A 12,042-nucleotide genomic window follows, 5' to 3' on the forward strand; every position below is an offset into this window, starting at 1 on the left:
GCCGGCATGGTCGGCACGCGCCAGTTGGAGCGCGTGCTTTCCCATGCGGCGGACGTTGGCGCGAAAGTCGTCCTCGTCGGCGATCCGCAGCAGCTACAGGCAATCGAAGCCGGGGCTGCATTTCGCTCGATTCACGAGCGACACCGCAGCGTCGAAATCGGCCAGGTGCGTCGGCAGCGCGAGGACTGGCAGCGCGACGCCACGCGCTATCTGGCAACCGGCAGGATCGGCGCTGCGATCAGCGCCTATGACGCGCAAGGCATGGTGCATCAATCTGCAACGCGCGACGAAGCACGAGGTCAACTTGTCGAGCGTTGGGATCGCGACAGGCAGGCGCATCCAGAGGCGAGCCGGACAATCCTTACCCACACAAACGACGAGGTGAGCGCCCTGAATCAGGCAGCGCGCGAGCGCATGCGCGCTGCCGGCGATCTCGGCGACGAAGTGCAAGTGACTGTCGAACGCGGCCCAAGAAACTTCGCCAGCGGCGACCGGGTCATGTTCCTGCGCAACGAGCGCGGACTTGGCGTCAAGAACGGCACGCTCGGCATCGTGGAGGAACTCAGCACACAGAGTATGACGGTTCGCGTCGACGATGGGAGGTCGGTGCGCTTCGACCTGAAAGACTATGCCCACATCGACCACGGTTATGCCGCGACCATTCACAAGGCGCAGGGCATGACCATTGACCGGACCCATGTGCTCGCCACGCCAGGCATGGATGCACATGGCAGCTACGTCGCACTGTCGCGGCATCGAGACGGGATGGACCTGCATTATGGCGGCGACGACTTCAGAACGCGGGATCGGCTGGACCGAACGCTGTCACGGGACCGCGCCAAGGACATGGCGTCGGATTATGAGCAGGTCGACCCGGCGCAACACTATGCCGAGCGGCGCGGCATCACATTCCGCGAGCGCGTGGTCGAGATCGTGCGCCGGATCGTTCCGGAGAAGCTGCGCGACAGGATCGAAGGTCTGCTGGACGGGTTGCGCTCGCCCGGAGACGGCGAGCCCATGCAGGGACGTGGACCTGGGCCGGGAAGGGAAAGTGTCGGAGCGCAGATCGGAGATGCAGGCTCCACGCCCGAAAGGAAAACTCCCGCCACGGGAGTGTCGCGCGACACGGATATGCCGATGGACCCGGAAGTGGCGTTGCGCAGCGCTCGCACGAAGACGCTTGTGCGTCACGCGCGAGCGCTCGACGCGATCCTCAGCACTGGAAATGCGGATGGGCAGGGCAGTCCCGACCAGATGCGCGAATTGAGAGATGCGCGCAACGCGTTCGAGCAGGTTCGGCCTCATGGCTGGCGCGATGCCGAAGCGGCCTATGTCAAGAACCCCGAGTTGGTTCGTGAAGCGGCGGCCGGCCGCGTCAACCGCATCGTGCTTGCTCTTCAGCTTGAAACCGAAATCCGCACCGGCTTGGACAGTGATCCGGCAGGCCGAGCGGAACGTTTCGTGGAACGTTGGCAAAAGCTCCATCGGACAAGCCAAGACCAATACCAGGCCGGCGACATGTCCGGCTACAAGTTAACGCGCTCGGCCATGTTCTACATGGCCAAAAGCCTTGAACGCGATCCGCAGCTTGAATCGGTCCTCACCAACCGCAAGCGCGAGCTTGGCATCAATATCGATTCTGGCCGGCGCCTCGGCGCGGAACTCGCATTTAGCCATGGCATCGGTAAGGGGCGGGGCCTTGGGCTCTGACACCCTCCGATTTGCCGCCGGCAACACGCCATAGATAGGTGCTTGGGGAACTTCGATTGCGTCGAGCATCGGTTCGCGCTGTCTGTCCCAGCACATACCAGCAACAACTCACTGCGAGGCAGCCAAGCTATGCCCGAGCCAGATCGTATCATACGCCTCAAAACCGTCCTTGCTCGGACCGGCCTGTCCCGCTCGACAATCTATCGCAAGATCGCCGACGGCACGTTCCCGGCTCAACTGAGGATCAGCACCAATGGCGCCGGGTGGCATGAATCCGAGATCAACCGCTGGGTTGACGATCCCATTCGATGGGGGCCGAAGGCTGAGGTGAAGAGGTCCGATTGAACGGGTAGGTGCAACCTGGGGGCTTCCTTGCCGGTTCTGCAAATTGTCAATTTGCACTAGCGCGGTCATGCGCTCCCATCGCTCAACCTGTTACTTCCGATAGCTTCTTGATGGCTGACGGAGCGTTAAAACCGAGAATCTCGGCGAGGTTTATAAACTCCACGACATCAACACGTCTCTGTCCGCTTTCTAGTCGAGCTACGAACGATTGGTATTGGCCGAGCCTGGTTGCCAACTCAACTTGAGTAAGGCCTGCCGCTTCACGTTTTTTGATCAGCAGCGCGATCAAAGCTTTGTGCCGATTCGTACCGAGTGTATCGACCACCTATCACCTCATCTGAACTCAGATGGGGGCTTCCTTTATATCTGATTTTCAGTTATCTTAAATTCAGATATTTAGCTGAGGCCGCCAAAGCGTTTGGCTGTATCACCAACCAAGCAAAGCTGTTTGGAGCTCGGATCATGGATGATTCCGACAATAGCATAAATTTGTTTTTCATCACCCGGCGGCGCTTGCTGACGGGAACGGCCACGGGCGCGGCGGCATGGCCCTTCCAGGCAAAATCGCTGGCTGGCGAACTGACGGACGGCAGCGCGGCCGATCCTGCTCTTCGTCTGTGTGGGAACTGGCAAAGAATCCATGATGAGACACTGGCGCTGTGCCGCGAACAGCAGCGGTTGGAGACACACCTCGCCAGGATAGTTGGCTTTCCCTGCGCCAAGGTGCGGCTTGCCGATGGTACGGACGTGACGCTCCATTCCATCGAGAGCCTGAACGATGCCCACTCTCCTGAAAATGAAGTCGAATGGGGCAGGGCGCTTGCGGATTTCGTGGCACACCGGGCGCGCTGGGACGCTGCTGATGCGGAGATCGGCTATTCGAGAACAGACGAACTGATCCGACAATCGGAAGCAGCCGAAAGCGCACTTCTGGATGATCTACCGCAGACAGCGGCCACGTCCATCGAAGGCATTTTGGCAAAGCTCAAGGTCATCCTGCGCGACGGTGAGCACTGGGAACATCCAGACGATTTCCCCTGGCCGCACATCCGCTCGGTACTGAATGACCTCATCCGCCTTCATGGCTTAGACGCTGCGACGAACCCAAGCTCAGAAAAGCAGCAAAACTCACAGAGCAGGTGAAGCCTTGTTGAAAATCTTGGATCGTATTCAAAGCGGTGTGGCACCTAATGGTGAGGTCGGTCCCCATCCGGCCGACCGTCATGTCGGCAGGCAGATCGCGACTCTGCGAGTCCAGTCGGACGTCTCGCAGGCGCAACTGGCCCGTGCGATCCGCATCAGCTTTCAACAGCTCCAGAAATACGAAAGCGCGCGCAACCGCGTCAGCGCTTCCACGCTTTACGACATCGCCCGCTCGCTGGATGTTCCTGTCAGCCGCTTCTTCGATGGTCTGCCGGGCAATGGCGAGGCAACCGCTCCGCTCCTGCCCGTCGACGAACGCCTGGAATTCATCGCCAGCGCGGAAGGCAGACGCTTGATCGAAAGGCTGATGCGACTTCCCCCGCGTGTGCGCAACCGCGTGTCGTCCCTGCTCTTTGAATTCGGAAAGGAAATCGATCCTGTGCAATGCCAAGACGAGGATTAGAACGAGGTTGAGCAGGCCGTGAGGGCCCGCGCCTTTTGCTGCCTACAACCTGGGAAAGACGGCGGTGGGTGAAGTCAGGCGATCCCGCCAGAATGCTTAAGAGCTTCTCCAGAGCCGCTCGGAATAGCTTGCGGCTTGAGGGTGGACTTGCGGATTTCCGAAAAGCACGCCTTGCTATCCAATTCTGCGACCAACCAATTTGATGGCTTTTCTCATCTCCTGCATGTGCACATCTGGGAGACATGGACCAAGATCATGATCTGGGCAGGATTGAACCGAGCCGCGCATTCTGCGGACTGCTATTTTCAGCAGAAGCCCAGCCGATCCGTAGCGAGCGCTACTCGCAATGGTTGTGAGACACCAAAAAAGGGCCTTGTTCCGAGCGCCTGATAGAGCGATTCTGCGCCTTGCAAAAGCACTTGCGCGCCAAGCGGCTCGCGAAGATCACGAGCGTGAACAGGCCGAGAAAACTTATCATGAATCGAACCGCGATCTACGCACGCTTCTCAACCGACCTCCAAAATGAGCGATCAATCGACGATCAACTCGCTTTGTGCCGAGCATATGCAGAACGTGAGGGGCTGAACGTTGTCGCAACGTTTGACGACCGAGCACGCTCCGGTGGCTCCGTCCTGGGCCGTGACGGATTACTTCAGCTCATGGACAAAGCGCGTGAGCACGAATTCGACGTGCTCGTCGTAGAGGCACTTGATCGGCTCTCGCGCGACATGGAAGACCTTGCGGGCATTCACAAACGCCTTTCATTTCTCGGCATCGAAATTCGTGCCGTTCACGAAGGCGTGGTGAACACGGTCTTGGTCGGTCTGCGCGGTCTCGTTGGCCAGCTGTACCGAGAGGACATCGCTCACAAAGTCCGCAGGGGCCAAGCCGGCCGAGTCAACAAAGGGCTTCACGCCGGCGGTCTGACCTATGGCTATTCGTACGTGCTAGGCGATCCCGGGAAGCGGAAGATCGCAGAGGATGAAGCGGAAATCGTGCGTCGTGTCTTTCGAGAGTATGTCGCAGGGCAAACCCCGCGCGATATCGCTCACGATCTAAACAGAGACCGCATACCGCCGCCTCGCGGTCGTGCCTGGAATGCCTCCACCATCAATGGAAATGTGCAGAGAGGGACGGGGCTGCTTCACAATGAGCTTTATGCTGGCCGCCTGATCTGGAACAAGGTCAGAATGATCAAGGATCCTGATACCGGGAAACGTGTCTCGCGTCCAAATCCCAAGGGTGAATGGCGAGTAGTCTCAGTACCGGACCTCGCCATTGTCTCGTCGGACCTGTTCGACGTAGCACAAGCACGCAAGAAGGCGCGTGCAACCACCCATCCAAGCCATCAACGCCGACCACGGCATATGCTGACTGGGCTGCTGAGGTGCGGTGCCTGTGGTACGGGAATGTCGTCGAAAGGCATGGACAAGTCCAGGCGCATTCGCATCCGCTGTTCGGCCGCGACAGAAAGCGGAACATGCGGTGATCCGAAGACCTTCTATCTGGATACGGTCGAGACTGCAGTTCTGAACGGGCTTACCGCAGAGTTGCGCCATCCCGAAGTGATTGCCCAGTACGTCCAGACCTACCACGAAGAACGGAAACGCTTGGCCGCCGCTACCGATGCCAGGCGCACCCGTTTGGAGCGCCGGCTTGAAGAGGTCACTCGGGAGATTGAGCGGCTGGTCAACGCCATTGCCAAGGGCCACGGCGACCCAGCCGTACTGGGACCGCAATCAACAACGCTGAACGAAGAGCGCAAGTGCATTCTGGCTGAGTTGGATCAGGTGCCGGCCGCGACAGGAGTGATCGCGCTGCACCCTGCGGTGCTGGCCCGCTACGAGGAACAACTGAATCAACTTCAGACCGGGCTCGCCAACGGTATTGCTTCCGGCGATTCCGAATGTGCAGAGGCAATGCGCGACTTGGTCGAAACAGTCACGGTGTTTCGAGATCCGTCGAGAACCGGCGGGGTTGAAGTCGAAATCGCTGGTCGGTTGACGGCACTCTTGGGCGAGCGTGCCTTCCCCCACGGCGTCAAAGGAGTGGGGGGAATGGTGGTAGCGGGAGAGGGACTTGAACCCCCGACCCCAGGATTATGATTCCCGTGCTCTAACCAACTGAGCTACCCCGCCAGGGCGGCGAAAGGCCCGAAATCCGCCTCAAATCGAAAGGCATGTCGGGGGCGTTCGCCAAGGTCGCGCGGATATAAGGTTGGGAGGGTGAGCCTGTCAAGCTTCGAAGCAACCGGCTTGCCGGCTTATCGTCATTATCGAAAAGCTTTGCCGCGCAGACATTTGGTTGCTGCCGTCGGGGTTGAGTTCGAGGGGGCACGTCGCTATGTCTCGGCCACGAGTTTTTAGAGTTTGAAACAGATGAAGCCGCGCATTGCAGTCCTCGGTTGCGGATACTGGGGCAGCAACCACATCCGCACCCTCAAGGCGCTCGGCGCGCTGCACGCGGTCTCCGACGCCAACCGGGCCCGTGCCGAAGGCTTTGCCAGCGAGCAGGACTGCCTGGCGATAGAGCCGGACCAGCTATTCGTTCGTGACGATATCGACGCCATCGTCATGGCATTGCCGCCGCAATTCCATGCCGACCTTGCCGTACGTGCCGTCGAGAGCGGCAAGGACGTGCTGGTGGAAAAGCCGATCGCACTGACGGTGCCGGATGCCGAGCGTGCGGTGCAGGCGGCCAAGGACAATGGCCGCGTCTTCATGGTCGGCCATGTCCTGCGGTTCCATCCCGCCTTCGAGACGCTGAAAGGGCTGATCGACAAGGGCGAGCTTGGCGAAGTCCGCTACATCCATTCGCACCGGCTCGGGCTCGGCAAGTTCCACACCGAGAACGACGCGCTGTGGGACCTGGCGCCGCATGATCTGTCGATGATCCTGGCGATCACCGGCACTGAGCCGATCGAGGTGCGCGGCGAGGGTGCGGCGCTGCTCGACAATCTCAGCGACTTCGCGCATCTGCATATGCGCTTTCCCAACGGCCTGCGCAGCCATCTATTTACCTCGCGGCTCAATCCCTATCGCGAGCGGCGGCTGACCGTGGTCGGCACCAAGGCGATGGCGGTGTTCGACGACGTCGAGCCATGGGAACGCAAGCTTGCCGTCTACCGCCACGCGGTGTGGCAGGACAGCGGCCAATGGGCTTTCACCACCAATGAGCCATCCTATGTCGCGGTTGCCCAAGGCATGCCGCTGACGCGTGAACTGGAGCATTTCATCCAGTGCATCGAAACGCGCGCCGAACCGCGCACCAGCGGTGAGGAAGCCATCAGGGTGCTGCGCATCCTGACCGCGGGCACGGTTACACACACCAAGTCCGGTTCCTGAAACGCGGTTTTATTCGGCGGGGACCTGCGCCGGCCCGGCGGCAAGCCGGGTCAGCATGGCCTCGGCCTCGGCGCCACGCTCCGAACGCTCGATGAAGCCGCCGCCGAACACACGGGCCTCGTTGCCGTCGTCGGAATAGAGCACGCAGGCCTGTCCCGGCGCGATGCCGGACTCGCCGTCGACCAGTTCCACCCATGTGGCGCCGGCACGATGATGCAGCACGGCCGGGCGCGGCGGTCGCGTCGAGCGAACCTTGGCAAACAGCTCCAGGCCGGCGGCGGGGACTTCTGTGAGCGGTTCGTCGCCAAGCCAGTTCATATTGCGCAGATAGATCTTGTGCGTCTCCAGCGCCTCGCGCGGGCCGACGACGACCCGTGCGCGGTCGGCGTCAAGATGGACGACGTAAAGCGGCTCGCCGGACGCGATGCCGATGCCGCGGCGCTGGCCGATCGTGTAGCGCAGGATGCCCTCATGGCGGCCGAGCACGCGGCCGTCGATATGCACGATGTCGCCCGGATTGGCGGCGGTCGGCTTCAGCTTGGCGATGATGTCGGAATACTTGCCCTGCGGCACGAAGCAGATGTCCTGGCTGTCCTGCTTGGCGGCAACCGTCAGCCCCATCTCCTCGGCAATGGCGCGAACCTGCGGCTTCGACAGGCCGCCGAGGGGAAAGCGCAGATAATCGATCTGCGCCTGCGTGGTGGCGAACAGGAAATAGCTCTGGTCGCGGTCGGCGTCGACCGGCCGATAGAGCGCGCGGTGGGCGCCGTTGGCGCCGGAGCGGATGTAGTGGCCGGTGGCCAGCGCGTCGGCGCCAAGCTCCTTGGCGGTGGCCAGCAGGTCGGCGAACTTCACCGTCTGGTTGCAGGAAACGCACGGGATCGGTGTTTCGCCGGCGACATAGCTCTCGGCGAAGGGATCGATGACCGCCTTGCGGAAGCGCTCCTCATAGTCGAGCACATAATGGGGGATGCCGAGCGTCTCGGAGACGCGGCGGGCATCGTCGATGTCCTGCCCGGCGCAGCATGAGCCGGCCCGGTGCGTCGCCGCGCCATGATCGTAGAGCTGCAAGGTGACGCCGACGACATCATAGCCTTCGCGCTTCAGCAGGCCGGCGACGACCGATGAATCGACACCGCCCGACATGGCGACGACGATGCGGGTGTTTTCGGGACGTCCGGGGAGATCGAGACTGTTCATGGTGCTTTCGTTCTGCGCGGCGTCTCAATGCCAATGTCGAGAATATAGGTCAAGCTTTACGGTCGCGCCAGCGTACAGGGCTATTCACCCGGTTGCGGCCGATCCGGCTAGGAGATGCAATTTCCCCCGCAAAATCAGGGTTGGCGGGCAGATGTTTCAAATGCCGGCGAAAAGACTAACGCGGCGTTCATGATCCTTACCTAGTCATTAGGGTCTGCTTAGGCAATTTTTAAAGCTGTGGCGGTAACGTGGCGGGGATTGGGTCTTTGAGTTTTTTGTAGAGAGTACGATGACCGATCTGGTTAGACCGAGAGTCAAATATGTTATCGGGCCTGATGGCAGCCCTCTTACGATTGCCGATCTGCCGCCGACGAATACACGTCGCTGGGTTATCCGGCGTAAGGCGGAAGTGGTTGCGGCAGTGCGCGGCGGGCTCTTGAGCCTGGACGAGGCTTGCCAACGCTACAAGCTCACCACCGAGGAATTCCTGTCCTGGCAGGCGTCGATCGACGAGTATGGCCTTGCCGGGCTGCGCACGACGCGCATCCAGCAATACCGTCACTGACAGTTGCGAATTTGAACGAAGGGCGCGGAATGTTCCGCGCCCTTCCGTTTCTGCTGCTGGCTGCTGCGGTCCCTGGTTCAGGCCGTAAGCGCCACTTTGCCGATCGGCTTGGTGGCCAGAAAGGCGTGGGCAGCCCCCGCCTGGTCGAGCGGGAATGTCCTGGCCACATGGACGGCGAGCTTTTTCGCGTCGATCAACTGGGCGAGTTCCAGCAGGCCCTCCCTGTCGGGCACGACGGACATACGCTCGACCCGGATATCGCGCGCACTGGCCTGCACTCTGGTGTCGTCGTTGACATCGAGCAATGACACCAGCACGCCGCCACGCTTGAGCACCTTCAGCGAGCGTTCGGCGTGGTCGCCGCCCATTGGATCCAGCACCAGATCGATGTCGCGAACATGGTCGGCAAAATCGCCCTTGGTGTAGTCGATGACCTCGTCGGCGCCGAGTTTGCGAACGAAATCGAGTTTTTGCGGGCTGGCGGTGGCGATGACGTAAGCACCGCGCGCCTTGGCGATCTGCACTGCGAGATGACCGACGCCGCCAGCTGCGGCATGTACCAGCACGCGCTGGCCGGATTTCAGCCTGCCATGGCGGACCAGGCCTTGCCAGGCGGTGAGGCCTGCCAGCGGCAATGCGCCTGCCTGGATGTGGTCGGCGCCCTTCGGCTTCAGCGCGATTTCATCGGCCGGCACAGCGGCCAGTTCAGCGTAGGCCGCCGCCTGCTTGGGAAAGCGCGGCATGCCGAACACTTCGTCGCCGACGCGCAAGCCGGAAACACCGGTGCCCAGTGCTTCAACAGTTCCCGAGATATCCCACCCCAGGATAAAGGGCGGCTCACCGAGCAATGGGAAGTAGCCGGCTCGAACGGCGCCATCGACCGGATTGATGCCGGCCGCCTTGACCCGGACCAGCACTTCGCCGGCCTTTGGCGTCGGATTGGGCTGGTCGGTGACGAAGAGAACGTCGGGTCCGCCGACGGAATTCTGGATAGCGGCGCGCATTGGGATATCTCCTGCTTGGTTGGCGCCACTATCATTTGGATAGTAATGTCTTCTTGTCCAGTATGTACCTTTATGATATATACGTGCCCCATGGATAGTGATGACGACTGCGGTTTCGGCTATGATGCGTTCCGGCGAACGTGCCCATCGCACACCGTGCTGGAAATGCTGGCCAGCAAATGGGTCTATCTGGTGGTTTGCGCGCTGCGCAAAGGCCGGCTGCGCAATGGCGAGCTTGCGCGCAAGCTCGAAGGCATTACGCCGAAGATGCTGACGCAGACGCTGCGTGTGCTCGAGCGTGACGGCCTGGTGCGTCGCGAGATATTCCCGGTCATTCCGCCGCGCGTCGAATATGAATTGACAGAACTCGGCCAGAACCTGGCGGGACTGCTTAGCCAGATCAGGTCATGGGCGGAGCAGCACGCGCCGGACATCAAGGACGCCAGAGCGCGGGCAATTGCCGAAAATGAAGGCGATTTGGCCGCCTAGGCGGCTTTCAGTTCTCTTTGCGACCTTCCCAGCCGAGATCAAGCGCCCGCCAGTTGGCAAGCGCCGGAGCCGCGTGCAGGCCGGGCTTCAGCCGATCATGGCGCTGCGGCCGCCGACTTCGGCTTCGCGGATCTTGGTGTCGCGCGATTCCAGCATTTCCGCCTTGGAAAGCTCCGCTTCAGCTTCGCCGAGTAATGATTCGGCAGCGCTTCGCTGTTGGGCGAGGTCGCTTTGCGAATTTCTGAGGTTGTCGCGGCGCAAACGCGCCGCCTTGGCGAAGGTCGGATAGGCGAAATGGTTGATGTCGGTGATGCCGGCTTTCTTTTCTTCGGCGGTGATCTGAAGCTCCAGCTCGACGGCCATGCGTTCGAACTCGGCGATCATCATGTCGAGCTGCAGCAGCTGCCGCCGCTTCTCATTCACCTGAAACTGTTTCAGCCGAACGAGGTTTTCACGTGACTTCATGATTCGGTACTCCCGGAAACGCACACCCGCATCTATCGTCCAAACCACCTGGAAACGCCCAGGTCTCACCCGTGTCCACCGGCTTTCCCCGAACTATGGGAAACAAAACCCTAAAGTTTTTTGCCGGCGGTAACCATTCGTTTACGGGCATTGTTAATCATACGGGTCAGGACTTAAGGCCGGGTAAAAATTCCGGCCGCCGATGCGGAAGCGACGTCGATGAGTCCCTGGAGTCACTTAGTCCAGATTGTTGATGTGTTGCATTAGGATTTGGTTCTGAGATTCGTTATTAGATTCAAGAGGGTGTAGAAAGAGGTTAAAAAATCTGGTACCGTCATGGACGGGAAATTAGGTTTTGTTAACCATTTGATGGCAGCCTCTGCACAAGGCAACCACTGCTCCGGGTCCGGACGGGTCGTGAAATGGTCCGGCAGCAGAAAAGGGGAATGAAATGCGTGTTCTGCTGATAGAAGATGACAGTGCAACCGCACAAAGCATCGAGTTGATGCTGAAATCGGAAAGTTTCAACGTCTACACGACCGATCTCGGTGAAGAGGGCGTCGATCTAGGCAAGCTCTACGATTACGACATCATCCTTCTCGATCTCAACCTGCCTGACATGTCGGGCTACGAGGTCTTGAGAACGCTTCGCCTTTCCAAGGTAAAGACGCCGATCCTGATCCTCTCCGGCATGGCCGGCATCGAGGACAAGGTACGCGGCCTCGGCTTCGGCGCCGACGACTACATGACCAAGCCGTTCCACAAGGATGAGCTGGTTGCCCGCATTCACGCCATCGTGCGGCGCTCCAAGGGGCACGCCCAGTCGGTCATCACCACCGGCGACCTGGTGGTCAATCTCGATGCCAAGACCGTCGAAGTCGGCGGCCAGCGCGTGCACCTGACCGGCAAGGAATACCAGATGCTGGAGCTGCTCTCGCTGCGCAAGGGCACGACGCTGACCAAGGAAATGTTCCTCAACCACCTCTATGGCGGCATGGACGAGCCTGAGCTGAAGATCATCGACGTCTTCATCTGCAAGCTGCGCAAGAAGCTCGACGCGGCATCCGGCGGCCAGAATTACATCGAGACGGTCTGGGGTCGCGGCTATGTGCTGCGCGAACCGGAAGACATCCGCGTCAGCGCCTGAGCGACGGACACGTCCAAACAAAAAAACCCGGCCCCGGCCGGGTTTTTGCATGATGGGCGGATAACTATTTGTCTTTACGCAATTCCTGACGGAAAATCGTCACTATTTTTCCCGGAATTGCTCCGGTTTTTGTTTTTATGCATGTCGGAGTCCCAAGACCGGGACCA

General features: G+C 60.3%; 13 protein-coding genes and 1 tRNA gene. 9 read left to right on the forward strand and 5 right to left on the reverse strand.

The features are described from left to right. On the forward strand, window positions 1–1,710 hold a 1,710-nt coding region (locus tag NKI38_RS16445; protein WP_352659257.1), incomplete at its 5' end, for an AAA family ATPase. A gap of 129 nt (window positions 1,711–1,839) precedes the next feature. After that, complete coding sequence (locus NKI38_RS16450; protein WP_352659259.1) at window positions 1,840–2,055, forward strand: helix-turn-helix transcriptional regulator; 216 nt, start codon at window positions 1,840–1,842, stop codon at window positions 2,053–2,055. A gap of 82 nt (window positions 2,056–2,137) precedes the next feature. Here NKI38_RS16450 and NKI38_RS16455 read toward each other — a convergent pair whose 3' ends face one another. Then, complete coding sequence (locus NKI38_RS16455; protein WP_337091395.1) at window positions 2,138–2,380, reverse strand: helix-turn-helix domain-containing protein; 243 nt, start codon at window positions 2,378–2,380, stop codon at window positions 2,138–2,140. A gap of 137 nt (window positions 2,381–2,517) precedes the next feature. Between NKI38_RS16455 and NKI38_RS16460 the strand changes: the two genes are divergently transcribed. The 3 genes from NKI38_RS16460 to NKI38_RS16470 all read left to right on the forward strand — a co-directional run bounded on the left by NKI38_RS16460 (window position 2,518) and on the right by NKI38_RS16470 (window position 5,766). After that, the gene (locus NKI38_RS16460; RefSeq protein WP_352659261.1) at window positions 2,518–3,198 is read left to right on the forward strand and encodes a hypothetical protein; all 681 of its coding nucleotides are present in this window, start codon (window positions 2,518–2,520) and stop codon (window positions 3,196–3,198) included. 4 nt (window positions 3,199–3,202) lie between these two features. Beyond that, on the forward strand, window positions 3,203–3,661 hold the full coding sequence (locus NKI38_RS16465) for a helix-turn-helix domain-containing protein (RefSeq protein WP_352659263.1): 459 nt from the start codon (window positions 3,203–3,205) through the stop codon (window positions 3,659–3,661). A gap of 476 nt (window positions 3,662–4,137) precedes the next feature. After that, window positions 4,138–5,766 (forward strand): recombinase family protein, encoded by a 1,629-nt coding sequence (locus tag NKI38_RS16470; protein ID WP_352659388.1) that lies wholly within the window; start codon window positions 4,138–4,140, stop codon window positions 5,764–5,766. On the opposite strand, the gene NKI38_RS16475 is transcribed toward NKI38_RS16470, so the two are convergent. Further along, window positions 5,723–5,799 (reverse strand) — tRNA-Met (locus NKI38_RS16475). The two genes, NKI38_RS16470 and NKI38_RS16475, sit on opposite strands and share 44 nt — an antisense overlap. Before the next feature lie 240 nt (window positions 5,800–6,039). Between NKI38_RS16475 and NKI38_RS16480 the strand changes: the two genes are divergently transcribed. Beyond that, a complete protein-coding gene (locus tag NKI38_RS16480; protein WP_352659265.1) occupies window positions 6,040–7,005 on the forward strand; it encodes a Gfo/Idh/MocA family protein in 966 nt (321 codons plus the stop codon). Between the two features lie 9 nt (window positions 7,006–7,014). On the opposite strand, the gene mnmA is transcribed toward NKI38_RS16480, so the two are convergent. Further along, on the reverse strand, window positions 7,015–8,205 hold the full coding sequence (gene mnmA / locus NKI38_RS16485) for a tRNA 2-thiouridine(34) synthase MnmA (RefSeq protein WP_352627518.1): 1,191 nt from the start codon (window positions 8,203–8,205) through the stop codon (window positions 7,015–7,017). A gap of 289 nt (window positions 8,206–8,494) precedes the next feature. Between mnmA and sciP the strand changes: the two genes are divergently transcribed. Beyond that, on the forward strand, window positions 8,495–8,770 hold the full coding sequence (sciP, locus tag NKI38_RS16490) for a CtrA inhibitor SciP (RefSeq protein WP_013529904.1): 276 nt from the start codon (window positions 8,495–8,497) through the stop codon (window positions 8,768–8,770). A gap of 77 nt (window positions 8,771–8,847) precedes the next feature. Here the strand turns inward: sciP and NKI38_RS16495 are convergent, their stop codons facing one another. Then, window positions 8,848–9,774 (reverse strand): NADP-dependent oxidoreductase, encoded by a 927-nt coding sequence (locus NKI38_RS16495; protein WP_352659267.1) that lies wholly within the window; start codon window positions 9,772–9,774, stop codon window positions 8,848–8,850. A gap of 90 nt (window positions 9,775–9,864) precedes the next feature. On the opposite strand from NKI38_RS16495, the gene NKI38_RS16500 reads away from it, so the two are divergent. Then, the gene (locus NKI38_RS16500) at window positions 9,865–10,263 is read left to right on the forward strand and encodes a winged helix-turn-helix transcriptional regulator (protein ID WP_352659269.1); all 399 of its coding nucleotides are present in this window, start codon (window positions 9,865–9,867) and stop codon (window positions 10,261–10,263) included. A gap of 87 nt (window positions 10,264–10,350) precedes the next feature. Here the strand turns inward: NKI38_RS16500 and NKI38_RS16505 are convergent, their stop codons facing one another. Continuing rightward, the gene (locus tag NKI38_RS16505; RefSeq protein ID WP_013529907.1) at window positions 10,351–10,728 is read right to left on the reverse strand and encodes a flagellar export protein FliJ; all 378 of its coding nucleotides are present in this window, start codon (window positions 10,726–10,728) and stop codon (window positions 10,351–10,353) included. A gap of 451 nt (window positions 10,729–11,179) precedes the next feature. Here NKI38_RS16505 and ctrA point away from each other — a divergent pair, with 451 nt between their 5' ends. Further along, window positions 11,180–11,875: a response regulator transcription factor CtrA gene (ctrA, locus tag NKI38_RS16510; protein WP_006203583.1), complete on the forward strand. Its 696-nt coding sequence runs from the start codon at window positions 11,180–11,182 to the stop codon at window positions 11,873–11,875. Window positions 11,876–12,042: the final 167 nt, after the last annotated feature.

It is taken from the genome of Mesorhizobium sp. M0621 (assembly GCF_040320745.1).
Lineage (GTDB): Bacteria > Pseudomonadota > Alphaproteobacteria > Rhizobiales > Rhizobiaceae > Mesorhizobium.